21 protein-coding genes and 6 pseudogenes are annotated in these 22,309 nt (G+C 58.7%); 17 read left to right on the top strand and 10 right to left on the bottom strand.

Going from position 1 to position 22,309, the window contains the following annotated elements; genetic code table 11:
• Positions 1-333 (bottom strand): annotated as a pseudogene (locus BN1800_RS35395) (efflux transporter outer membrane subunit); the annotation flags it as partial.
• Positions 334-875: 542 nt separating this feature from the next.
• Positions 876-1,400, bottom strand: coding sequence for a DUF6428 family protein (locus tag BN1800_RS35385; protein WP_087004951.1), 525 nt, complete (start codon positions 1,398-1,400; stop codon positions 876-878).
• A gap of 42 nt (positions 1,401-1,442) precedes the next feature.
• Between BN1800_RS35385 and BN1800_RS35380 the strand changes: the two genes are divergently transcribed.
• Genes BN1800_RS35380 through arsK form a run of 6 tightly spaced genes read left to right on the top strand, consistent with a single transcriptional unit; the run spans position 1,443 to position 5,369 of the window.
• Entirely contained in the window at positions 1,443-1,799 is a 357-nt protein-coding gene (locus tag BN1800_RS35380; protein WP_087004948.1) for an ArsR/SmtB family transcription factor, read from the top strand.
• Positions 1,796-2,326: an arsenate reductase ArsC gene (locus tag BN1800_RS35375; RefSeq protein WP_087004945.1), complete on the top strand. Its 531-nt coding sequence runs from the start codon at positions 1,796-1,798 to the stop codon at positions 2,324-2,326. The genes BN1800_RS35380 and BN1800_RS35375 overlap by 4 nt, the downstream gene beginning before the upstream one ends.
• Positions 2,326-3,021 carry an MIP/aquaporin family protein gene (locus BN1800_RS35370; protein WP_087004942.1) on the top strand — a complete coding sequence of 232 codons (696 nt, stop codon included), beginning with the start codon at positions 2,326-2,328 and terminating at the stop codon, positions 3,019-3,021. The genes BN1800_RS35375 and BN1800_RS35370 overlap by 1 nt, the downstream gene beginning before the upstream one ends.
• Positions 3,018-3,440 (top strand): arsenate reductase (glutaredoxin), encoded by a 423-nt coding sequence (arsC, locus tag BN1800_RS35365; RefSeq protein ID WP_027513614.1) that lies wholly within the window; start codon positions 3,018-3,020, stop codon positions 3,438-3,440. Before BN1800_RS35370 ends, arsC begins: the two co-directional genes overlap by 4 nt.
• Positions 3,415-4,140: an arsenical resistance protein ArsH gene (gene arsH / locus BN1800_RS35360; protein WP_179213982.1), complete on the top strand. Its 726-nt coding sequence runs from the start codon at positions 3,415-3,417 to the stop codon at positions 4,138-4,140. Before arsC ends, arsH begins: the two co-directional genes overlap by 26 nt.
• Positions 4,137-5,369, top strand: coding sequence for an arsenite efflux MFS transporter ArsK (gene arsK / locus BN1800_RS35355; RefSeq protein ID WP_087004938.1), 1,233 nt, complete (start codon positions 4,137-4,139; stop codon positions 5,367-5,369). The genes arsH and arsK overlap by 4 nt, the downstream gene beginning before the upstream one ends.
• 22 nt (positions 5,370-5,391) lie before the next feature.
• Here arsK and BN1800_RS35350 read toward each other — a convergent pair whose 3' ends face one another.
• A complete protein-coding gene (locus tag BN1800_RS35350; RefSeq protein WP_087004935.1) occupies positions 5,392-5,898 on the bottom strand; it encodes a hypothetical protein in 507 nt (168 codons plus the stop codon).
• Between the two features lie 46 nt (positions 5,899-5,944).
• Positions 5,945-7,291, bottom strand: a complete 1,347-nt coding sequence (locus BN1800_RS35345; protein ID WP_087004958.1) for a mechanosensitive ion channel family protein — start codon at positions 7,289-7,291, stop codon at positions 5,945-5,947.
• Positions 7,292-7,571: 280 nt separating this feature from the next.
• Between BN1800_RS35345 and BN1800_RS35340 the strand changes: the two are divergent.
• The 4 genes and pseudogenes from BN1800_RS35340 (at position 7,572) to BN1800_RS35330 (ending at position 9,645) form a co-directional block, all read left to right on the top strand.
• A pseudogene (locus BN1800_RS35340) lies at positions 7,572-7,965 on the top strand (GFA family protein).
• A 17-nt stretch (positions 7,966-7,982) separates the two neighbouring features.
• A pseudogene (locus BN1800_RS44255) lies at positions 7,983-8,150 on the top strand (transposase); the annotation flags it as partial.
• A gap of 281 nt (positions 8,151-8,431) precedes the next feature.
• Positions 8,432-8,560, top strand: a pseudogene (locus BN1800_RS40895) (metallophosphoesterase); the annotation flags it as partial.
• Positions 8,561-8,745: 185 nt separating this feature from the next.
• Positions 8,746-9,645 carry a metallophosphoesterase gene (locus BN1800_RS35330; RefSeq protein WP_087004932.1) on the top strand — a complete coding sequence of 300 codons (900 nt, stop codon included), beginning with the start codon at positions 8,746-8,748 and terminating at the stop codon, positions 9,643-9,645.
• 129 nt (positions 9,646-9,774) lie between these two features.
• Here the strand turns inward: BN1800_RS35330 and BN1800_RS35325 are convergent, their stop codons facing one another.
• The gene (locus BN1800_RS35325; protein ID WP_143534217.1) at positions 9,775-10,101 is read right to left on the bottom strand and encodes a beta-barrel domain-containing protein; all 327 of its coding nucleotides are present in this window, start codon (positions 10,099-10,101) and stop codon (positions 9,775-9,777) included.
• Between BN1800_RS35325 and BN1800_RS42035 the strand changes: the two genes are divergently transcribed.
• The 3 genes and pseudogenes from BN1800_RS42035 to BN1800_RS44250 all read left to right on the top strand — a co-directional run.
• Positions 10,082-10,423 carry a hypothetical protein gene (locus BN1800_RS42035; protein ID WP_143534216.1) on the top strand — a complete coding sequence of 114 codons (342 nt, stop codon included), beginning with the start codon at positions 10,082-10,084 and terminating at the stop codon, positions 10,421-10,423. The two genes, BN1800_RS35325 and BN1800_RS42035, sit on opposite strands and share 20 nt — an antisense overlap.
• Positions 10,424-10,662: 239 nt before the next feature.
• The gene (locus BN1800_RS35315; RefSeq protein WP_087004924.1) at positions 10,663-12,195 is read left to right on the top strand and encodes a Fic family protein; all 1,533 of its coding nucleotides are present in this window, start codon (positions 10,663-10,665) and stop codon (positions 12,193-12,195) included.
• Positions 12,196-12,333: 138 nt separating this feature from the next.
• A pseudogene (locus BN1800_RS44250) lies at positions 12,334-12,444 on the top strand (IS110 family transposase); the annotation flags it as partial.
• A gap of 455 nt (positions 12,445-12,899) precedes the next feature.
• Here the strand turns inward: BN1800_RS44250 and BN1800_RS35305 are convergent.
• The 4 genes from BN1800_RS35305 to BN1800_RS35295 all read right to left on the bottom strand — a co-directional run bounded on the left by BN1800_RS35305 (position 12,900) and on the right by BN1800_RS35295 (position 17,016).
• Complete coding sequence (locus BN1800_RS35305) at positions 12,900-14,756, bottom strand: ABC transporter ATP-binding protein (protein WP_087004918.1); 1,857 nt, start codon at positions 14,754-14,756, stop codon at positions 12,900-12,902.
• Positions 14,757-14,763: 7 nt separating this feature from the next.
• Positions 14,764-15,759 (bottom strand): hypothetical protein, encoded by a 996-nt coding sequence (locus BN1800_RS35300; RefSeq protein ID WP_087004915.1) that lies wholly within the window; start codon positions 15,757-15,759, stop codon positions 14,764-14,766.
• Between the two features lie 72 nt (positions 15,760-15,831).
• Positions 15,832-15,975, bottom strand: coding sequence for a hypothetical protein (locus BN1800_RS41770; protein WP_165928143.1), 144 nt, complete (start codon positions 15,973-15,975; stop codon positions 15,832-15,834).
• Between the two features lie 630 nt (positions 15,976-16,605).
• Positions 16,606-17,016: a hypothetical protein gene (locus BN1800_RS35295; protein WP_087004911.1), complete on the bottom strand. Its 411-nt coding sequence runs from the start codon at positions 17,014-17,016 to the stop codon at positions 16,606-16,608.
• 266 nt (positions 17,017-17,282) lie between these two features.
• On the opposite strand from BN1800_RS35295, the gene BN1800_RS35290 reads away from it, so the two are divergent.
• Positions 17,283-18,248 (top strand): DUF1353 domain-containing protein, encoded by a 966-nt coding sequence (locus BN1800_RS35290; RefSeq protein ID WP_087004908.1) that lies wholly within the window; start codon positions 17,283-17,285, stop codon positions 18,246-18,248.
• 133 nt (positions 18,249-18,381) lie between these two features.
• Here the strand turns inward: BN1800_RS35290 and BN1800_RS35285 are convergent, their stop codons facing one another.
• On the bottom strand, positions 18,382-18,882 hold the full coding sequence (locus BN1800_RS35285) for a hypothetical protein (RefSeq protein ID WP_087004905.1): 501 nt from the start codon (positions 18,880-18,882) through the stop codon (positions 18,382-18,384).
• 68 nt (positions 18,883-18,950) lie between these two features.
• Between BN1800_RS35285 and BN1800_RS44245 the strand changes: the two genes are divergently transcribed.
• The 3 genes and pseudogenes from BN1800_RS44245 to BN1800_RS35270 all read left to right on the top strand — a co-directional run.
• Positions 18,951-19,400, top strand: coding sequence for a hypothetical protein (locus tag BN1800_RS44245; protein WP_179213980.1), 450 nt, complete (start codon positions 18,951-18,953; stop codon positions 19,398-19,400).
• Positions 19,401-19,700: 300 nt separating this feature from the next.
• A complete protein-coding gene (locus BN1800_RS35275; protein ID WP_087004903.1) occupies positions 19,701-21,560 on the top strand; it encodes an adenylate/guanylate cyclase domain-containing protein in 1,860 nt (619 codons plus the stop codon).
• Positions 21,561-21,869: 309 nt separating this feature from the next.
• Positions 21,870-22,309, top strand: a pseudogene (locus BN1800_RS35270) (adenylate/guanylate cyclase domain-containing protein); the annotation flags it as partial.

Below are 22,309 nucleotides of genomic sequence, written 5' to 3'. Positions count from 1 at the left end.
CGTGTGCGAGGCGCCGACCACCAGGCTCGGCAGCGAGCCGGCGCCGGCCACCGTCACATTGGAGGACGCCGAATTGATGCGCTCCATCGCCTGCAGCACGTCGAGGTTCTGGTCGATGCCGCGCGCCACCAGGCTGTCGAGCTGCTTGTCGCGATAGGCCGACCACCAGGCCACCGTCGCAACATCGCCGATCTCCTTCTTCCCGCCCTCGCCGAACTTTGCCGGCAAAGGCATCTCAGGCGGCGTGTGATCCGGGCCACTCACGCAGCCTGCCAAGGTCGACGCAATCACGAAATACGCTGCGCTTCGAGCTAATGCTGTTCGCCCCCTCAATCTGCCGACCTCCTTGGTTTTGTTGAAACTACGCTAAACAGGGTTAACGAAACGTTGCATCCGTCCCCTTTCGCCCGGCCTGCTGTGGGAATTCGGCGATGCGGAAGGCTTCGTCCGGAGCCGGCTCAACCATTTAAAGCTCGCGCCTCGCGGGCGAGCCCAGCAACGGGATGCGGGGAGGGGCCGGCACAAAAACCGGCCGACGGAAACGAAAGGCGTCGCTCGGATTAACGCTCGTTGGCTCCTGGAGGCAGGGCGAGGCAGTGGCGCAAGCCATCAGGCGAGACGTCTTGCCCTCCATCCTGGCGGCTTGAGGACGGTAGCTTTGCCGCGAGGACTCCTGCGCCGGAGGCGCTTCTAAGATCGGATATATGGCGACGCCCAATGCAAGGCTGATGGAAACGCACGTTACGATGTAAAACAGCACAAACCTCATGGCACGTTATAACGGCAGTGTCCCGGCGACATATCAACCTGCCCAATATGATTAGGCAGGGCTGGAGATAACCGTCGCTATGCGCGCCCTGGCTTTTCAATGCCCTCTAAGCGCAGCAGGCATTTTTGCCGCTCGTGGGGCCGCAGCAGGCTTCAGCCCTGCGTGTTTCTTCTGCGAGCCAGCGGTCGCGCGGCTTGCAGCTTGCCGGGCGAGGTGCAAGTTCGACGTGAACTGTGCCGCCGCGCAAGACCGGCATGGCCGCGCAATAAAGCTGCATCGGCCGCACGCCGTCGCTGACTTCGAATGTCAGTCTGGCAGAACCGTCCAGTTTCACATGCTCGGTCACCTTGCGGATGATCGCGTAGAATTTTCCGGCCGGCATATGCGTGCGGTCGCCCTCTTCTATGTCCCATAGCTGGATGAAAATCTCTCGCCATGCTTCCGGGTTGGCGCCGCAGTCGAGCGCTGCGAACTCGCCGGCCTTGACTTCGGTGACGTGGTAGCCCGGGTTCACGGGGCGGCCGTCGTAATGGAAAACCAAGGGCGAATCCTTGGTGCCTGCGAGGAAGTCGAGTAGCAGGCCGAGGCTGATGTCACGGTCCTGTATTTTGCTGTTGTGGATCGCGTTCATTTGCATTATTCCTCATTTCAACAATTTAAGGATCATTGAAATATGGATCAACGTCAAGCCCTAAGCGCCTTCGCCGCACTTGCCCAGGAAACCCGCTTGCAGATCGTCCGCATGCTGGTGGTTGCGGGTCCGGACGGCATGGCCGCCGGTATCGTTGCGGAGAAGACGGCCGTATCGCCCTCGAATGTCTCCTTCCATCTCAAGGAGCTCGAACGCTCCGGCTTGATCAACCAGAAGCGCGAATCCCGCTCCATCATCTACACTGCCAATTATGGGGCGCTGGGTGGCCTGATCCGGTTCCTCATGGAAGATTGCTGTGGCGGCAATGCCGAAATCTGCGCACCGGCTGCTGCTGTCGCTGCTTGCTGCACCCCTCAAACCACGGAGAAGCTGCAATGACCATCGATCGCGTCTATAACGTGCTCTTTATCTGCACTGGCAATTCCGCCCGCTCGATCCTGGCGGAATCCATCCTCAACGCCGAAGGCAAGGGCCGCTTCCGGGCGTTTTCGGCAGGCAGCCAGCCCAAAGGTGAGGTCAATCCCTATGCGCTGAAGGAGCTGCAAGCGCTGGGCTATCCTTCGACCGGTTTCAGCTCGAAGACCTGGGACGTCTTTGCCGAGCCGGGCGCGCCGGAAATGGATTTCATCTTCACGGTCTGCGACAGCGCCGCCGGCGAAGCCTGCCCGGTCTGGATCGGCCATCCGATGACCGCCCATTGGGGTGTTGAGGATCCGGCCGCCGTCGAGGGCAGTGAAGTCGAGAAGGGCCAGGCTTTCGCACAGGCTGCGCGGTTCCTCAAGAACCGGATCGTGGCCTTCCTGAGCCTGCCTTTGTCGTCGATCGACAAGCTCGCTCTGGAGCAGCACCTGCGCCAGATTGGCGCCATGAAAGGCTCGACGAGCAATCCCGCGAAGGCAGGATAATGGTGATGTTCGATCTGCCGCGCCGCCTGGTGTCCGAGGGTCTCGGCACCGCACTTCTCGTTGCGACTGTGGTCGGGTCGGGCATCATGGCTACATCGCTCACGCAGGATGTAGGACTAGCGTTGCTCGGCAATACGCTGGCGACCGGCGCGATCCTAGTGGTTCTGATCACCATCTTCGGGCCGGTTTCGGGAGCCCATTTCAATCCGGCCGTCTCGCTGATCTTTGCGATGTCGCGCTCGCTGCCGAAACGCGACTTCCTCTGCTACGTCGTGGCGCAAATCGCCGGCGGCGCCATCGGCACGATCGCGGCCCACCTGATGTTCGATCTTCCCGTTATCGAGCTGTCGACCAAGGTGCGCACCGGCGGTGCACAATGGTTTTCCGAAGGTGTCGCGACCTTCGGCCTGGTGGCCGTGATCCTCGCCGGCATCCGCTTCGAGCAGAAGGCGGTGCCGTGGCTGGTGGGGCTTTATATCACCGCCGCTTACTGGTTCACCGCCTCGACCTCGTTTGCCAATCCGGCTGTCGCCTTCGCCCGGTCGCTAACCGACACTTTTTCCGGCATTCGTCCGCTCGATCTTCCGGGCTTCTGGGTCGCCGAGATCGCCGGCGCGGTCGCGGCACTCTTTCTCATCACCTGGCTGCTGCAGCCGGGCGCGTCGCCAACCCTTTCACCCGAGGCAAAACTATGAAGGCCACCATCTATCACAACCCGGACTGCGGCACGTCGCGCAACACGCTGGCGATGATCCGCAATGCGGGGATCGAGCCAACGGTCATCGAGTATTTACAAACTCCGCCGTCGCGCGCGGAGCTGGTCAGGATGATCGTCGATGCCGGCCTGACGGTGCGCCAGGCCATCCGCGAGAAGGACACGCCTTACGCGGCACTCGGGCTCGACGATCCGACGCTGACCGACGACCAGCTTCTCGACGCGATGCTGAAAGATCCGATCCTCATCAACCGGCCCTTCGTGGTGACGCCGCTCGGCGCGCGGCTGGCGCGGCCGTCAGAAGTGGTCCTGGACATCCTGCCGAGCACCCATAAGGGCGCCTTCGCCAAGGAAGATGGCGAACAGGTCCTCGATGCGGAAGGCAAGCGCCTTGTCTGATCTGCCGGCAGCCTCCCGCGAACATCTGCGGCCTCTCGATCCCACAGCGCTGCGGCCACTGTTTTCGATGCACAAGCCCCGTATCCTGATCCTCTACGGCTCGCTGCGCACCGTCTCCTACAGCAGGCTGCTCGCCCATGAGGCGGCGCGCCTGCTCGAGCACTTCGGCTGCGAGGTGCGGATCTTCGATCCGGAAGGGTTGCCGCTGCCCGACGCGGCGCCGGTGAGCCATCCGAAGGTTCAGGAGTTGCGCGAACTCTCGCAGTGGTCGGAAGGGCAGGTGTGGGTTTCGCCGGAACGCCATGGCGCCATGACCGGCATCATGAAGGCGCAGGTCGACTGGATTCCGCTCTCCGTAGGATCGGTGCGGCCAACGCAGGGCAAAACGCTCGCCGTCATGCAGGTGTCGGGAGGTTCGCAGTCCTTCAATGCGGTCGGGCAGATGCGCATCCTCGGGCGCTGGATGCGGATGATCACCATCCCGAACCAGTCCTCGGTCGCCATGGCCTTTCAGGAGTTCGACGCGGACGGCCGCATGAAACCCTCGTCCTATTACGACCGCGTGGTTGACGTTTGCGAGGAACTCGTGAAATTTATCTGGCTCACCCGCGACGCCTCCGCCTATCTCACCGATCGCTACAGCGAACGCAAGGAAGAGGCTGATAAGCTCGAACAGCGCGTGAGCCTGAAATCCATATGACCGAACGTCCGCCGATCGCCGCCATCATCGCCCTTGGCCTCACGCAGATCATCGGCTACGGCACACTCTATTACAGCTTCAGCATCCTTGCTCCCGGCATGTCGCGGGATCTCGGCTGGCCCCCGGAGGCCGTGTTCGGGGCATTGTCCGCGGCTCTCCTGATCGGCGGCTTTACCGCCCCTGCGCTCGGCAAATGGATCGATCGCTTCGGCGCCGGGCGTATCATGACCGTGGGGTCGGCGATCGCCGCGGCTGCGTTGACCGCCTGCGCGCTGGTGCCCGGCAGAATTTCCTTCGTCGTGGCGCTGATCGGCATCGAGATTGCCTCGAACCTCGTGCAATATGGCGCGGCCTTCGCGCTGCTCGTGCAGATCCGGCCGCAGGCGGCACAGCGGAGCATTACCTACCTGACGCTTATCGGCGGGTTTGCCTCGACGATCTTCTGGCCGATCACCACGATGCTGCACGCCGAGATGTCTTGGCAGCAGGTCTATCTGGTCTTCGCAGGCCTCAATCTCCTCATCTGCCTGCCCATCCATGCCGTTCTCTCCCGGAAAATGCGCTGCAACCGCGAACGGAGTGGCAAGGCCTCACCAGCGAAACGCGTGGAAGGAACGCTTGCCGCATCGGCACGCAGGACCGGTTTCGTCCTGATGGCGCTTTCCTTTTCCCTCCAGTCGCTGGTGAGCTCGGCCATCCTCGTGCATATGGTGCCGGTGCTTTCGGGCCTCGGGCTCGGGGCGACCGCGGCATTGGTCGGGACGTTCTTCGGTCCCTCCCAGGTGCTCAGCAGGTTCACGAACATGCTCTTCGGCGGGAACCTGCCGCCGCTCAAGCTCGCCATCATCGCGGCCATGCTTATGGCCGCAGCGGTGTTCCTGCTAATCCCGACCGCGCCGTCCGTCGTTGGCGCCATCGCGTTCGCCGTTGTCTTCGGCCTGGGAAATGGCCTCTTCAGCATCGTTACGGGAACCCTTCCGCTGATGCTGTTCGGAAGCGACGGGTATGGAAAGCTGCAGGGCCGGGTGATGGCGGCGCGGCTGATCGTGTCGGCCACGGCACCCTTTGCGCTGGCGTACATGATGGGAGCCATCGGCGTCGTCTGGTCGCTGGCGCTGACATCAGCGGCAGGCGGCCTTGCCGTGCTGGTTCTGGCGGCCATCGGGCGGCTTGCCACGAACGTGTATGCATCCGAAATGAAGGCAGGGGAGGCGGCGAGTGCGACCTGATACTGCCGTGCCCGGACGCCGCTTACTGACGCCGCAGATCGATGCTGCTGGTGATGACCGGCCTGCCGGTGGTAAGGTCGCGGTCGACCGTCCGGAGGCGCAGGCCATCGGCGCCGACCTTCTCGATGGTCATGTTTGCGTTCCGGTCACCGTTCACCGGGCGGGCCCACCGTACAGAGAGATCAATGGCATTGCCGCGGCGGCTTCCGGACAGCACGGAGGGTTGTCCCGACGGCCCGACATAGGCTCCGGTATAGCGACCGCCGCTGAGCCTCAGATTTGCCGAAACCGCCCGGCGCACGACGAGAAAGCCGCGGCAGCTGCCGTTCATGGAGAAGTTAACCCTGCCCGCCGCCGTTGCGAAGCTGCACCGCACGTTGATCGGATCACTGCCAATGCGCATTAGCACTTGGCCTGTGCCTTGCCAGTTTCCGGCAAGTGACTTGAGGAAATTGGCTTCCTGGCCGGCGGCGGCAAGCGGCTGGGAGCCGGCGAGTGCGAGGGACAACAAAAAAGCGGCAGGGCGCATGGCGGTTACCTCGTGAACGGATATTGCCGAACGTCTTTGAGGCAGTTCAGTTCCCGGATTGTGTGCCGCCCGAAGCGCGGCCGTCATCTGGTCGTTGCCGAAGAGATGCGCGGGCAAGCTCGACAGGCGTCTTCATGATGATTTCGCGATGCGGGAACGGGATCGAAATGCCGGCTGCCTTGAATGCGTCCCACAATGCCATGAGCACTTGACCGCGAACGTTTGTAAGACCGTTGCTCGGGTCGGAGATCCAGAACCTCAGCTTGAAATCCAGCGAGGATGCGCCAAAGGCCGTCATCCAGCAGACCGGCTGGGCGTAGGTGCCCGCAACCCGCGGAATGGTCTTGGCGGCCTCGATCGCGATGCGCGCGACCTCGTGCGGGTCGCTATCATACGAGGTTCCGAAATCAACCTCGATGCGGACATATTCACTGGAGAACGACCAGTTGACGACCTGCTGGGAAATGAAGTCTTCGTTTGGAATGAGGTACTCCTTGCCATCTCTCGTGATGACCGAGACGAAGCGGGAGCGCAGGTCGCGAATCGAGCCGAAGGTCTCTCCCAGCGTAATGGTGTCGCCCGGTTTGATGGATTTATCGAGAAGGATGATGATCCCAGATATGAAGTTGGAGACCACCTTCTGCAGGCCGAAACCGATACCGACGCCGACGGCACCTGAAAAAACCGTGAGCGCCGTCAGGTCGATGCCCGTCGCAGACAAGCCAACAGTGCCTGCAAAGACGATGAGCCCTATCTTCACCAGTTTGCTGATGAGAACCTTCAAGGACGGCGTGAGATCCGCGGACTTCTGGATCCAGTTCGACGACATGTTGCCGATCAGAACCGCTAGCCAGATCAGCGCGACGGAAAGGACGATGGCCTTCAAGACGAGCAGCATCGAGAGGCGAACGGCACCGAGATTGATGGCGACGTCATCGAGTGCTGCAAGAAGCGCCCGGTCCAGCCCAAGCGCATAAAGCGCAAAGTAGAGCCAGCCCGCGGCGGCAACGACACGCGCCAACATCTGGTTTCGAATGATGCGCGTGAGCACCGAGATGACGAACCACGCCACCACCAGGGTGAGGGCAGTTCCCATCAGCCACCGGTGGGAGGGCCATGCAAAGCGCAACAGCACTACATCGGCAATCGCCAGCAGCACAATCAGAAAGAGCCACCGCGTTCGCCGCATGAAAGCGATAATGACGCGAAGCAGATCCGGATTTCCCTTGATGGTGCGGGCGCGCGATTCCAGTGCCGGCTCGATCCGTTTTGCCAGCCAACCGGAAAGCAGGTAACCGGCGACAATCAGGGCGGACTGATAGAGCGTCCACTCATTAAGAAGGAAAGCCTGCAGCCAGGATCCGGCAGCGTTGACCGCCTCGAGGAAATCCATCGTCGTTCTCTCGCGATTCTGCAGGATAACCAGCGGGAGCGGGGTTTTGTTCAAAATCCGGGTTCCGACGCAATTTTCCCGATCATTATCGAGATAAGCACGCGGGTGAGGTTCAGTCGAGGCGCGGGGTTTCTTGGCGCTAGCGGCTGCGGGCAGTGCGGGGCCGGTTTACAGTGCGGAGCTTTGTGAACGAAGCGTCCCCGCCCGCAACGGGAAATTTGCAATGACAGTGCCGTTCGTTGTAACCATTCTGACCGCTTGATTTTAGAGGAGACGCAGCATGGACCGGTTCACCGGCGGTTGCCTGTGCGGCAACGTCCGAATCGTGGCGTTGGGACTCCCATACCGGGTCGGCGTTTGTCACTGTCTCGACTGCCGCAAGCATCATGGGGCACTCTTTCACGCTTCCGCGGTGTTCCCTCAGGATGCAGTGACGATCGATGGCGAAACACGCGACTACGCCGGGCGGTTTTTCTGTCCCCGTTGCGGTTCCTCGGTTTTCGGACGCAGCGCAGACGAAATCGAAGTGAACCTAGGATCCTTGGATGCCCCTGACCAACTGATGCCAACCTACGAACTCTGGACCGTCCCGTCGCGAGTCCTGGTTGCCGCCATTTCCGCTCAAGAGACGATACGACCGCGATCGGGACGCCACGGGTCGCTTTGAGGAGTAGGTCGCACGAACGGTACGAAGATCAGCGTCTCGACCGTGCTGGCCGGACAGAAACTGGGACTCAAGGACGTCGACGACGGCATTTGGCTCGTCAGCTTCATGCATTGTGATCTGGGATATATCGACCTGGAGCAGAAAACTTTGCAAACCATCGACAGCCCGTTCTGCACGAGGTTGTCACCCATGTTTCAAGTGCGTTCTGTTGCCTATGTCTTCTCTATTCGACGTGTTGGGGTCAATCGCTTACGAGCGTCTCCGCCTCTTCGGGGCATGACATCTTCAGCAGGTCCTCGCTTCTGTTCGGGATCGGCGTTTCGCCCTCCCAGCATGGTTAGGAGAATGAGGCGGTTCAATCGATCATGCTGGAGCGTGGCTGGTGGCCGTGAGAAGGGACTATTTCTTATCTGGGTGACACGACGACGGACGGCGTACTCATCAGCCACTTCCGCGACAGAGGATTCGACTTCGATCGTTATGCCTGTGGCCATGTGGTCGAAGACGATCGCAGCTTGATCGTCTCCGGTGAGCTCGGCTGCTCGATTGCGCCGGTCCGCTTTGGTGTGCCGCCGGAGATCGTCGTCATCGATCTCGGTTGAGAGGACCCCGGCCGCATGGCTTAGGCGCGCGGCCGAATGATGTATTTCGGTGTGGCGGCGTGCTCGCTATGATCCGGCAGAGAAAGAGGCGGTCGTCGACGTCGGGCGAGCGCTTTTTCCTGCCTGCCTCGCCCCCACGAAGGCGACCGGCGGCTTAAAGGTCATTCCATCGAAGGGGAGAAGGCATGCTGGCGCGGCGCGGGTTCCTCACACTTCTCGGCGGGCTGGTGATGGCGGGATTTGGTACCAGCACCTATGCCGTGGGGGTCGAGCCGTTTCAGCGGCCGCTGGTAACATCCTATGCGTTGCGGCCTTCCAACTGGCCGGCGGGCCTCAAGCTCAGGGTCGTTGTCCTGGCCGACATCCATGCCTGCGAGCCTTGGATGCCGGTGCATCGGATTGCCGGCATCTGCGATCAGGCCAGTGGGCTTGGCGGCGACATCATCCTCCTGCTCGGCGACTACATGAGCAGCCTGCGCCTGACCGGCTTCGTGGAACCGGCCCGTTGGGCCGAGGCATTGGCACGGCTGAAGGCGCCGCTCGGTGTCCACGCGATCATAGGCAATCACGACTGGCTCAACGATCCCGTCGCCCGGCTGGCCGGTCATGGTCCGACGCTGGCCCACAGCGCGCTTGCCGGCGTCGGCATCCCGGTTTACGACAATCGTGCGCTGCGACTAGAAAAGGACGGACGATCTTTCTGGCTCGCCGGTCTGGCCGATCAACTCGAGCCAACCTATCCGGCACCAGACGGCTCTGGCATGATCCCCGGGCTCGATGACCTGCCCGGCACGTTGGCTGGCATCGATGGCGACGATCCGATCATCCTGATGGCCCACGAGCCGGATATCTTCGTCGATGTCCCCCGGCGCGTTTCGCTGACGCTCGCCGGCCATACCCATGGCGGGCAGGTGAGATTTCTGGGCTATTCACCGCTTGTCCCGTCGCGATACGGCAACCGCTATGCCTACGGGCATATCGTCGAGCACGATCGCCACTTGATCGTCTCCGGTGGATTGGGTCTTTCGAATTTGCCGATCCGGATCGGATCGCCGCCGGAGGTCGTTGTCATCGACATCGGCTAAGGGCAATGCCTATGCATATCGCGAAAGACGCAAGATCTGTGGAGGCCGCCGTATTGCGCCACCGGAACTTCCTTGGAGGAGCCAGCGTGAGCTGCCTCAGTCGTTCCCATCGCGAGGTCGCGCCAGAAGCTATCGCTCGCTAAGACTGCCTTGGATCGTCTCGACAATCGGCGCGAAGAAATAACTGATCAAGCGTCGCTCTCCTGTGATGACATCAACTGCCGCTGTCATTCCAGGTTGCAGGGTTTGCCGGGTCAGAGGAGTGTCGAGGTATGGGTTTTCAAGAGCAACCCGTACCACAAATCCCCATTTTGATGGAGCCAACTCGGCTGCGTCGGCGGAGACGTCCATGACATTGCCTTTCACAAAGCCGAACCTCTCGGCTGGAAAGGCGTCGAGGTTGATATTGGCCTTCTGTTTTGGGGCCAGAAATCCGATGTCGTTATTGCTAAACATCGCTTCGACTTCGATACCGCCACCCGAAGCGATCCATGCGCGCCAGCCCCTGCTGATCCACCAGAAGTTCCACTGGACCGCCAATCCGGCAGCGACGAACGCAAGAACGAAGAGAATCGGTCGCGCGCTCTGGCTCGCGTCGAGCTCGCGTTACAGGACGGTGGCCGCACGTCCGGTTTCCGACGGAAACGAGCGGACACCCTCCAGCAGGTCGGCGGCATGGGCACGGAACCTCGTCGCGAATTCGGCATACGAGAAGCTCGGCCCCTCCGGTATTGCTGCAGAGGGCGGCGGTCGTGGCGGCAGGAAAGGCTATTTGTAGCTGGCGGGTTTGAAGCTTTTTGAGGATAGTTCCCATTTTTGAAAGAAAATTTAGGAGCCTGAGGATATTTTCACGGGCGGCAGGATTCTTGAAAGATTTCGTGGCCACCAGATGATTGAACGTTTTTTGATGGAAATGCTAAATCCTGAACGTTTTTTTAAGAGCCTGAACGTTTTTTTAGGCTTGCTTCGAAATCTGAAAGAATTTTAAAATCGCTGAACGTTTTTTGAGGGTTTGTGATGGTAGACGTTCCGGTTGGACAGCTTTGGCTCGTTGAGAACTTGCACCTGCGCGTGCCTCCTCCGGCAGTAACCTCCTACTGCGGGCCGGGCGCAAGGCGCACGACGACCGGAAATGGCCGCACGATCGAGAAATACAGTCCTCCCTACGCGCCCGAAGACACAATTGCAGGCCACCTCAAATTCGCTCTGAAGAACGAGCCCATCGACAGCGCTGTAATGGCCGCCGCCATGCAGGCGATCGACCCGGGCGTCATCGAGGACATGGTTCGCGCCGAACCAACCGGCGCGTTCTCCCGTCGTGCGTGGTTTCTGTACGAGTTCTTCACCGGGCAAACCCTGAAACTGCCCGACGCACCGGTCGTGCAATACACTAAAGTCCTCGACCCCGAGCTGAACGTCGGATCGGTCGGTATCAACTCGGTTCGCCATCGCGTAACGAACAATATGCTTGGTGTCCCCGGCTTCTGTGTCACCGTCCGCCCAACGGCTACGATCAGAGGGTACCAGGCCGAAGGGATCGATGAACAGGCGAGGGAGCTCGTTCAGGACTGTGACCCTACGGTTCTAGCGCGCGCGGTGAACTACCTCTACACCAAGGAAACCAAGTCTTCCTTCGAGATCGAGCACGAACGTGCAACAGGTCAGAAGGCAGAGCGCTTCGTGAACGCGCTGCGGCAAACGGCGTCCTTCAACCCATCGAGCAATCAAGACCTAGTCGACCTCCAGAACCAGATCGTCGATCCCAGGTATGCCGCGAAAGGATTTCGCGACTTTCAGAATTTCGTCGGAGAGACGATCGGATATCGCGAGAAGGTTCACATCGTCTGCCCCCGTCCTCGGGACCTTCCGTCCCTGATGGAGGATTGGGCATCGATGTCCGAGCGCTTGCAGGGTTGCGACGACGCGGTGGTGGCGGCGGCGGCGATTTCCTTCTCCTTTGTGTTTCTGCATCCGTTCGAGGACGGGAACGGGCGCATCCACCGTTTCCTGATACATCATGTATTGTCGAGGGAAGGGTTTACTCCGCACGACATCCTGTTCCCGATCTCGGCGGCAATCGTCCGGGACCAGAAATCATATGACGCGGCCCTGGAATCGTTCTCCCGTCCGACCATGAATCTGATCGATTGGGAAATGAACCGTGCGCAACAGGTCGTGGTGACGAACGACACCTCGGCGCTTTACAGGTATTTCGACGCTACGGAACTTGTCGAATATCTCTACGAGAAGATCTCAGAGACGATCCGGATCGACTTCAAGGAGGAATTCGACTTCGTGGCTGTGTACGACACGGCCTATAACGCAGTCAGAGATGTCATCGACATGCCGGACAGGCGGGCATCGATGTTCGTCAATTTCTACCTGCAGAACAATGGCTCGATCTCGAAACGCAAGCGGGCCATGTTTGAGGAACTATCGGATGAGGACATCAAGGATCTGGAAGCCGCGATACGCGACGCGTTGAACCCTGAACCCGCGGACGATGAGGACGAGGAGCCGGAGGGAACCTTGTCAAAGAACGGCCGATAGGTGTCATTAATCGTCTTGGATATACCCCGACATGCCCAGACGCCCACTCGCGAAACTAGCAACGACGTTCTTCATTCGTTCGTCGGGTTCCACAGAATTTGCAGGTTGCTCAACTCGTTGGAGATCAGCGCAGGTCTTCGTCGTTATCCGCGCAAGAAAGGCTGGATGATGCGGTATCTGCACTGGCTGCAGGAGCAGCAGTTCGATCATTCGGCACACCAGATAGCACTGCAGGAAATGGTCGAGGCAGGTGCAGGCGATCAGAACATAAGTCATTGCAGCGAACTTGCACCTCGCGCATGGGCGGAGGCGGGACAACGGCAGGGGAATATCCTTCAGACGCTTTGTGGCCGGTAGTGACCGACGCCCGCAGTAAGATAGGAACAGCCCCGGACGCACAATCTCCAGTGCTCGGCACCGCAAAAGGCAGCTCAATCAACATGGAAGCGGGACACCGCTTACACTGAACCTATCCCCAACGGGATTAGTACAATTTGCAGCCGGACTTTGGAGTCACGTGGTAGCTGTCGTCAGCGTGCCATAGGACCAGCCACGCGCCATGTCGCTCCTGAACCGGGCGGAGAGCTCGTTGGACGTCCTCCTGAGCAATCAGGAGACCGGTCTGCCCCCGCGCATGCACCAACTCGTTGTTGAATTGCGCGACGAGTGGAAGATGCTCGACACGAAGATTGCAGCGCTGGATGTTAAACCGCTTTGTCCGCTGGTCGAAAATTCACGTGCGCCATCTGTTTTTGCCAAAGAGATCGATAAAGCGTGTTGGAAGAAAGCAGCTCTTCATGACTTCCTACAGCGACAATCTCACCAGCATTCATTACAGCGATCATGTCAAAGTTCCGAATCGTGGAAAGCCTGTGCGCGATTGCGATGATCGTTGTGGATTCTGAGTGCTCATCAATCGCACGCTGAATAATCGCCTCACTCTGGGAATCCAACGCTGACGTCGCCTCATCCAAGATCAATACGGGCCGGCGCTGTAGGAAAGCTCTGGCAAGGAGGATTCGTTGCTGTTGCCCGCCAGAGAGCTTCGTTCCTCGGTCCCCGACGAGCAAATCATAACCGGCTCGGGGATTGTTGGGAACAAGTTGCTCAATGAAAGTGTCCGCATGTGCTTTCCGGGCAGCGACTATAATATCCTCTAGAGACGTGCCCTCACGGCCAAAGGCTATATTCTCACGAATTGACCGGTGAAACAGAGAGTCACCTTGCGAAACGACCGCGAAGGCCGCCCGGAGCTTATCTAGGGGGATTTCTCTGATATCCTCTCCATTAAATTTAATTGCCCCGGCAGATACGTCGTAGTGGCGCAACAGAAGATCGACCAATGTTGATTTCCCTGATCCCGAAGGCCCGACGATAGCTACCTTCGTTCCGCTTCGGATGCCGAGCGAGGCACCTTTAATAATAGAAGGGCCGCCCGGATAGGCGAAAGTTGCATTCATCAATTCAATATCTGGGGGACCGGAATACTGTTCTGCCGTGGGGTTCCGCGTTGTGATTGTGGGCCGCGGGTCGATTGTTGTCCGGGCATCCTTGATAGCACCCAGGGCCTGGGTAAGCCCCTCCCATATGGAAACAAACCATCCCGCATCCGTGGCCATACCAATCGCGAGCGTAACGCCGGCGACAAATTCGCCGGGCGATAGTTGGTTTTGGCTCAGCCCGTATACTCCAAGCGCCAGAATTGCCGCCACCAATCCCGTGTTCAGGATTCGGATCCAGAGTCCTGTGGTGGTTGTTAGCCTGTTGATCGCAAGGTTGTTGTCGTTCTGATCGTCAATTTTTCCATACACATAGGCGTTTTCCAAATTGTAAGCGAAGTAGGTCTTAATTGAACGTATGTTCGAAAAGTATTCCGTAACAGCTCCATTCACACTGCTCGAGGTTTCAGCAATGCGTGCAGCCTGCTGGTTTACCTTCGGCGCAAGCCAGATCGCGAAGACTCCGTTTAGGATGATCCAGAGCACCACCGGAATTACGAACAACGGGGCTAGATAAGCTACCAGGCAGGCTGAGCCGAGGAACCGGATCAGGCCCAACGGGAACCGTCCTGCAAGGAGTTCCGCGCCTCCTTGGACTGCAAGGGACACCTGATTAATACGCCCTGCGACCTGCCCTGCGTGGACGGCGTTAAAGTATGACAAATCATGCTGCGCGGCTGCTTTGTGCGATTGCCATAGAGAGGAGGCACGCGTTTGGCTGCGAAGAGACTGCATGCGCAGCATATAGTTGATTAGCCAAATGATGGGATCGAGCAGCAGATAGGCGAGAATTAGGCCCCCGAGAACAAAGAGCTTTTCAGAGGAAAGCGCCAAGTTTTGTGAGTATGCAACAGCGTCAACGAGCCAGGAGACGGCCCATAGCCTTGCCAGCTCGGAGGCCGTCAGGAGCATGCCGGTTACGCTCGAGGCAATGATGAGCCATTTGAAAGGCCGAAGGAATTGCAGAAGAATCTGCATTGAGCTTGCATCTTTTGGCAAGCTCAACTGATGACCCTCGATCTTTATGAGGCGTTCAAAATATGTGAACAATCGCTCGAGCATATCGATCCTAAGACGGGATGATTTTCCCTACAGGATAACCGTCAAGGGACGCGCTTCGGAGATATGAGCGCGTATATGGGTGCCCTTCAACAGGCTCCTCGAAAATGTCACGGGCATGGAAGCCGTGTGCATTGTTCAAAATGACTATGCGCCGGCTCTCCTGAGGAACGGCATATTTCGGCCGAGTGCGGCGAATGACGTCTTTGAATTCATCGAGAAGACCGATTGTGAAATTGTTGCCGCCTCCCGTGCTTCGACCAAGAAAATCTCCGTTCATAAAAGTGATGATCCTGCCATCCACCTTCTGAAAGATCGCGGTTTCAGCCCGGTTTGCCGATATTGATCTGATTTCAGAGCCCCTGTCGCTGTAAACAGAGGGAGTCAGGTCGAAGAGGTAATTATCTTCAGTTCCGATTTTGTCGAAATATTCATCGATATTGTCAATGGCTGAAGTTGGAATCCAATAGAAGTTCCCACGGCGTTTGTAGTTTATGAATATATTATATATAGAGATGAATTTAGGGACTGACAGCCGGGAATTAAAAATTCCGCCGTCTGAATGGAAATCCAAAATATCTGTCGGCGAGATATTTTTCAGACCCGCCTCGTTGAGGACCGCATTGTTCGCCGGTGATGCGTTAAACATCGAAAACGGTGTGCGGTTCTCCTTATCTAGAATGCTTGGCATCAGCGTTTGCGAGATTGACACAGCCACCAGTGCACCAGTTATAGCGTCTTTCGTGGGGTCGTCATAAATCTCTGGAATATCAATCCCAGAGATGCCGATATCCGGGTCTGAAAAGGAAGCGATCGACTCTTGGAGATGGGGACAGAAGTGTGCTGATGCCGCTTCGGCCAAGCCTGACATGGTGCCGCTGTCTGCCGTCGCGATGAGGGGCAAGACATCTCCCTCGCGCAGTAGATGCGCTTCGCAAAATTCTCTTACTGCGTTCTTGTCGAGAACGGTTACGGGTGCAGAAACAAAAGGTTGGTCATTCAGCATTCTCTTCCTCCTTGGATGCAGAGCGGGGGTATTTCCCCCGCTCCTCTCGCACAATCGTTCTGAGACTGAGAATTACCGGCCGCCGAGGCCGCCAGCGCCCGGGCTGTGGCCGCCTCCATCGGTGCACTCAGGTCGCGTCAATCCGATAGAAAGGCCTTTCGCCAATTCGCCCATGGAGACGGCCTTGTTGGTTGCAGCGTTGTTTTGCTCTTTCATAGTACTCTCCTTCTCGGCCACAATTGGCGTGGCGGTTTACGGACTACGAAACTGTCAAAGATGTTCTTCGGCAGCGTGTGAAATGTTATATCATAACGAAGACGGTGACAAGTTCGCATCGCTTGTAAAGGCCGAAAAGGCCAAGAGCCCCGGCATCAGCGACGACAATGCGATCGCGAACGCAATTCAAAGCCTCATCAGAAGTAATAGGGATCAGTTCGTACCTTCTGAGACAGTTTTCTAGCGCAGAGCCATGCAGGCTGGAGTTTATTTAACAGCGTCAAGCTGTTGTTGAGCTTGCGGCTTGATCGAGATGTCATCGATCCTCCGCCGCCTAACCAGAAACGGGAACGCGATGCCGCAATCTCTCGTGGATATTAATTGGCGTTCCCGAAGCCTGGCTGGGTGGAACTCCCGCGGGCGTTTCAGGAGGGCAGTGACGACGCGCAAAGAGAGTCGGGAAAAGTGGTGCGTCCTCAATTCCCCGCAATTGGACAGCACTGCCATCAAACCAGGATCTGAATGGTGGGACCTCAACACCTTGCAGTGCACCCAATATTGGTGCGATCAAACCAGTAGTGGGTGCAAGATTTCAGCCATCGACTTCATGCTTTCGGAACGGCAGTCTAGTCACATCGAAGCCAACGCCGCTTCCGCGCGAGAGCAACTTTGCCAGAGGCTTGGTTCCAGTCGAAGGAGCGTGGCAAGATGGCTTTTTAACTTGCGAGCTTCGTCCTTGGTCATTTCTGCAAATGATAGCTCGGTTACCCAATTGCCTACCTCATCCCGCCAAGCAGCGTTCTCCTCATGGGCGACCGCCGATATCATCGCGACGCGCAGGTAGGAAGTTGCTTCAATCTTCGCTCGGGATCGTCTCAGCACGCGCGAAAGGACACGTATTTCCCTTGCAAGGTCGGTACTTCGGGTCGATGACGCCACGATCGCCAAACCCATCAGAAGATGGACGGCGTTATCGTCATCGCCGTTGGTTCTCAAGGTGTACCGGGCATCTCGTATCGCGTTGGCGGCGATCTCGGCCACCTCCGGTGGTAGTGCAGCATCGCTGGCCAGTAGGCGCGCGCATGTTCTTTCCTCTTGAAATTAACACTTTCATAGGGCTGCACTGTAGCTCAGTGCGAACGCGAAAAAAGTGGCATGACATGCAACTTGTAATATCTATTTCGTATCATTTCGTGTATTGCTGTCAAGGCAGTCGGCGATCGGGTCGCTCGCGACCTAGCTCTCAGCGGTTGTGCTGATACCGCCGTAACAGGAGAGCTGCACGACTGATTGCTTCGGGGGAAGGCATGCGGTTTAAAACGACGGCGTCGGTCATACTGGTCTTCATCAACATCTCCAGCGGCCCGGTCGCTGGAGAAGAATATTTTGGGAAGTTTCTTGATGGACCGGAAGGGCGATTTGAAGACTGGGTCGAGCGACCGAAGTTCAAGCTGACAAAACGCTTCGGGTTCGAGGATCCCAACGGCTTAATGTGGCCCGTTCCGGAGGGAACAATAGTCGACGGCGCTTCGATCCCACAATTCCTGTGGTCTGTGATTGGCGGTCCATTCGAAGGCGCATATCTGAAAGCATCGGTGGTGCACGATCACTACTGCGATATTCGAACTCGGAATGCCCGTGATACTCATTTAGACTTTTATTATGGGATGCGGGCGAACTATGTCGAAGCGTGGAGAGCGGAGGCAATGTACTGGGCTGTTCGGGCCTTTGGGCCTGACTGGAGGCTCGAAAGGAGAGTAACCAGTAGCTGGGATTGCTCGCTGCCATCCGAGGGGGTGCCGACATGCACAACGATGCCAAAGATAGAGGAAAAGGTCATCGACGTCGGATCGATCGACCTACAAGATCCAGAGATTCTGGCCGTCGCGATCGGAAAGTTCAATGCGATTGTAAAGACGCTCAAGACGTCTGGAGGCCGCAGCCTTGACGTTCTTCCGACCGGCGTCGTGGGAGTGTCTATTGACAGTATCGAGACGAACGCCGCGAGCTTCCGGGAAGCATTGGCAACTGGGTCGTTCCGCTCAGATCCGTACTCAGTTGGAATTATCGCAGAACCGCGACAGGTCGGCCTTGATGAGATCGCGAACTGGCCGGATAACAAACTGCCGGTGCTCACGAAGACGCGGCCGTTGGAAAATTCTCCTAGACAAGAGGACGGTCCGATTCTTCAGACGCCAGGAGATCTGGAGACCTATCAGCAAGGACTGGAACTAAGGCCAACTCGGATCGAGAAAGGCATCCCGCTCAAATAGCCTATATAAACCCAGACCGCCCACCGCAAATTCTGCCTTGCGAAAGCCAACCGGGCGTGAGAGCGCCACGGAAAGCTGCGGCGAGCCTCAGCTCTTGTATTGCACGTGTCGGAACTTGCCAAGGCATGGCGAGTCAACGCTTGCGGTTTGGGTTCGCGCTGTTCCGATGCCTTTGGACCTCGATCGACTTCATCCCGGCCTCAAGGAACTCACCTATCTGGTCGGCGTCGTCATCCTCGGGATCGTCGCTGGTCAAGAACGGAATGCCGAACGCCCGACCGATCACAGTTAATAGCCGTCCGGCCGACAGCGCGCGGTAGTCCTCGACGTCGAAATGCCCTCTTGATGGCAACGAGATGAAGCTGCCGAACTCCCGTCCCGGATTGATCGTTATCTCGTCTTCCAATGCCAGTGGCATTCCGTGCCGTTTGACCGCACGCTTGCACCGAAGGCAGCAGGGGCACTTCCAGTCGTCCGAGGCTTCCGCCCATTTCGCAGGGTTGGCCTTTGGGACATACGCGGCATAGGCGTCCTCGTCGGGGCCGAGGGCAGGGGCCGCCGGGCGAGGCTTGCGCTTCACGACGTCCTTCTGCACCGACCTGGCGAGGAACTCGCTCTGCATCGCGCCGAGCAAGCCTTCCTTATCCGTGCGCCGGACCGCGTCCGGAAACGCCTTGAGCAGGACCCTCCGCTCCCAGCCGCTTGAACATAGGCTGCGCCGGAACGACCCCCTCCATCCTGCGCTGCTACGAGCATCTCCAGAAGAGCGGCTCGTCTCTCGAGGCTTGGCTTCTCCTCGTTCCAGACCTGGCGCGCGGACTCGACGTCGATCTTGTGGTCGCCATGCGCGACAGGCTTCACGAAACGGCGGATCTCGGCGGCCGCGAAGCTGAAGCGCCTGTCGATCTTGAGCATGCGTTTCGCGGCCCCGTCAGCGGCTATAGCATCTGGAACCGGAGTCAGGAGCCCTCGACCGCCTTCGAATACCATTCCGAATATGAGGTCGTTCGCGCCAGATGCCGGTTCAGGTCGGGCGCTCCGTCAGTCCACCACACCGGCCCACGATCGCAGAGAGAGACTTTCGCCGCGTCGACGGCCTTTCAGGAGCCGACCCTCGTCTCCAGCCACTTCCTTCACCGCCCTGTGGGCTGACATCAGCGCCGACACCAGGCGCTTCCTCTCGTCCTCCGGCAAGTTCGGGTTCGTCTTCCTCCAAAGACGGCCACGCACCACGATGTACCGGCCATGCAGCATCTCAAGGAACGGCTTCCCGATTGGCAGGATTACCGGAGTAGATCTTGACGGACGCCGTCGTTCCTCGCGCACGGAACGCTTTCTCCAGATGCACGCCTTTGCGCCGAAGCGGGCGGGCATCCTAAGTTAGTTTGTGTCGATTTTTTTGGGCCCATGCTATCATCCACAGCGGAACGCGTGCTCACCGAGGGGATCGGCATGGAACGCAAGCTCGCAGCAATTCTTGCCGCCGATATTGCCGGCTACTCGTCCCTCATGGAGATGGACGAAGGCGGCACGTTTCAACGACTAAGAGCTGGCCACAACGAACTGCTCGAGCCGGAAATCAAGAAGCACAATGGGCGTATTTTCAAACTTATGGGCGACGGATTGCTCGCGGAATTCGGCAGCGTCGTCGATGCGGTGGAATGCGCTGCAGCACTTCAACGGGGGATGGCCCAGCGCAACGCTGACTCCCCCGAAACCGCGCCTCTGGAGATACGCATCGGCATCAACCTCGGCGAAGTGATCGTCGAGGGTGACGATCGCTATGGCGAGGGTGTGAACATCGCCGCCCGTCTGCAGGCACTCGCCTCGCCCGGCGGCATCTGCGTTTCAGGGAAGGTATCGAAGGAGGTCGCAGGCAAGCTCGCATTTGCGTTCGAGCCGATGGGCGACCAGATGGTCAAGAACATCGCAGAACCGATCGCTTGCTATCGCGTGAACTTCGACGGGGGATCGCCAGCCCGCATCGAGACGCCGTCTCACAAGCGCCATGCCGCGCAGAAGAAACTATGGATCGCTGTCCTGCCCTTCAGCAACATGAGCGGCGATCCCGAGCAGGATTACTTTTCCGACGGCATCACCGAAGACATCATCACCGACCTGGCGAAGATCTCGGATCTCCATGTCGTGGCCCGCAACACGACCTTCACCTACAAGGGCCGAGCGGTGAAGATCCAGCAGGTTGCCCAGGAACTTGGCGTCGCCTTCGTGCTCGAGGGCAGCGTTCGCAAGGCCGGCGGGCGGGTTCGCGTGACCGGGCAGCTTGTCGACGGCCGGGATGGAAGCCATCTATGGGCGGAGCGCTACGACCGGGAACTCACCGACATCTTCGCCATCCAGGATGAAATCGCCCACGCCATCATCGAGCAGTTGAAAGTCAGGCTGCTTCCAGACGAGAAGGCGGCGCTCAACGCGACGCCGACGGGAGACGTCGAGGCCTACACCTATTACCTCAGGGGCAGACAATTCCTTCACATGTGCTCGAAATCCTACATGCTTCTGGCACGGCGAATGTTCGTGAAGGCGTCCGAGATCGATCCGGCATATGCCCGCGCGTATGCCGGCATCGCTCTCTGTGATTCCGTCCTGCACTCATGGCAATATGCAGATACCTCGATTGAAGGCATCCTCGAAACCAGTGCAAAGGCGCTTGAGTTGGACCCCGACTTGGCCGATGCCCACGCGTCCCGTGGACTTGCTCTTCAATACGGTGGAGACCGTGAGCAGGCCGCGGCGGAATTTCAGCTTGCCCTCTCGCTTGATCCCGACCTGCACGAGGCGAACTACTTCTTTGCGCGCTACTTTTTCGAACAAGGCGAGTTCGAACGCGCGGCGGAACTGTTCGAGAGGGCTACGCAGTTGCGGCACGACGATTATCGATCCGCGGCGCTGCTGGCATGCGTCTACCTCAGGCTCGGACGGCCAGCGGACGTGGAGAGAGCTGCCCGACTGGGCCTAGAACGGGCAGAACGAGAACTCCAACTACATCCTGAGAATTCAAGTCCTGCGCAATTGGGTGCACTGGTGTTGGCCTATCTCGGCGAGCGGGATCGCGCGAGGGAATGGGCGGCGAGAACTCTGGCCATCGATCCCGACGATTTCAATGCGATGTACAACATCGCCTGCGCCTATTTGCATATGGGAGAGCATGAAACCGCGCTCGATCTGCTGGAGAGGGTCATTCCGATAGCCTCTGTGCACCGCTTCTGGTGGACCAGCGATCCAGACCTCGATCCGATCCGCAATCATCCGCGCTACAAGAGACTGGTCGAGATGGCCATTGGCAAACCGTAAGCGGAGGGAAACGCAAATAACGGCGCTCATCCGGATCCGTTAGTGTCTGCGACCATCGGCACCAATCTCCGCCACGACGCTTCCCGCTACCGCAGCGCTGCCGAGATTACCGCTGGAAGCGGTCGGTCCCACTTCCGGCCCGAGCCAGTCGAAGGACCTGAATGTCTGCTTCTGGCGGGCGCGTTGCAGCCGTTCCACGTGCAGCCGTGGGTGACTGCTCAGGGCGACAGGTGTAAGCTGTATATCCTCGACTCGTGGGAAAGCGCCTCAGAGCAATCCGAATTCGACCATGTCAGAGGATGCTAGGTCATGCCCGACATCGGAGACTGGCTCGCCAGCATCAGGCTTGAGCGGTATCGCGAAACCTTCTTGAAGAACGGCCTCGATCTCGATGTCGTCGACGATCTCACCGATGCCGACCTCAAGGAGCTCGGACTGTCCCTTGGTGACCGCAAGCGTTTTCTGAGGGCGGCGGCGACTCTGGCTCAGCAGTCGCCGCCGCCCACGGCGGCACTACGTCCCTCCGTGTCACCGATCCACAGCGAGGCGGAACGGCGACAGCTTACGGTGATGTTCTGCGATCTCGTTGGATCGACAGCACTCTCCGCCCGCCTCGATCCAGAAGACCTACGGCAGTCGATCGTTGCGTACCGTGCTTGCGCCACCGAGATCGTCGGCCGGTACGACGGTTTTGTTGCCAAGTATATGGGCGACGGCGTCCTCGTATACTTCGGCTATCCCCAGGCTCA

The organism is Rhizobium sullae (assembly GCF_900169785.1).
Taxonomy (GTDB): Bacteria; Pseudomonadota; Alphaproteobacteria; order Rhizobiales; family Rhizobiaceae; genus Rhizobium; species Rhizobium sullae.
This window is presented reverse-complemented; position numbering and strand designations above follow the sequence as displayed.

Coding starts and splice junctions, on each gene's coding strand:
- BN1800_RS35300 (WP_087004915.1), bottom strand. CDS start 15,759: ATGCTGAATGACCAACCTTTTGTTTCTGCACCCGTAACCGTTCTCGAC.
- BN1800_RS35375 (WP_087004945.1), top strand. CDS start 1,796: ATGACCATCGATCGCGTCTATAACGTGCTCTTTATCTGCACTGGCAAT.
- BN1800_RS42035 (WP_143534216.1), top strand. CDS start 10,082: ATGTCGTTATTGCTAAACATCGCTTCGACTTCGATACCGCCACCCGAA.
- BN1800_RS35345 (WP_087004958.1), bottom strand. CDS start 7,291: ATGGATTTCCTCGAGGCGGTCAACGCTGCCGGATCCTGGCTGCAGGCT.
- BN1800_RS35370 (WP_087004942.1), top strand. CDS start 2,326: ATGGTGATGTTCGATCTGCCGCGCCGCCTGGTGTCCGAGGGTCTCGGC.
- BN1800_RS35350 (WP_087004935.1), bottom strand. CDS start 5,898: ATGCGCCCTGCCGCTTTTTTGTTGTCCCTCGCACTCGCCGGCTCCCAG.
- BN1800_RS35305 (WP_087004918.1), bottom strand. CDS start 14,756: ATGCTCGAGCGATTGTTCACATATTTTGAACGCCTCATAAAGATCGAG.
- BN1800_RS35290 (WP_087004908.1), top strand. CDS start 17,283: ATGCGGTTTAAAACGACGGCGTCGGTCATACTGGTCTTCATCAACATC.
- arsH (WP_179213982.1), top strand. CDS start 3,415: ATGCGGAAGGCAAGCGCCTTGTCTGATCTGCCGGCAGCCTCCCGCGAA.
- BN1800_RS35385 (WP_087004951.1), bottom strand. CDS start 1,400: ATGAACGCGATCCACAACAGCAAAATACAGGACCGTGACATCAGCCTC.
- BN1800_RS35275 (WP_087004903.1), top strand. CDS start 19,701: ATGGAACGCAAGCTCGCAGCAATTCTTGCCGCCGATATTGCCGGCTAC.
- BN1800_RS35325 (WP_143534217.1), bottom strand. CDS start 10,101: ATGTTTAGCAATAACGACATCGGATTTCTGGCCCCAAAACAGAAGGCC.
- BN1800_RS35380 (WP_087004948.1), top strand. CDS start 1,443: ATGGATCAACGTCAAGCCCTAAGCGCCTTCGCCGCACTTGCCCAGGAA.
- BN1800_RS35315 (WP_087004924.1), top strand. CDS start 10,663: ATGGTAGACGTTCCGGTTGGACAGCTTTGGCTCGTTGAGAACTTGCAC.
- arsC (WP_027513614.1), top strand. CDS start 3,018: ATGAAGGCCACCATCTATCACAACCCGGACTGCGGCACGTCGCGCAAC.
- BN1800_RS41770 (WP_165928143.1), bottom strand. CDS start 15,975: ATGAAAGAGCAAAACAACGCTGCAACCAACAAGGCCGTCTCCATGGGC.
- arsK (WP_087004938.1), top strand. CDS start 4,137: ATGACCGAACGTCCGCCGATCGCCGCCATCATCGCCCTTGGCCTCACG.
- BN1800_RS35330 (WP_087004932.1), top strand. CDS start 8,746: ATGCTGGCGCGGCGCGGGTTCCTCACACTTCTCGGCGGGCTGGTGATG.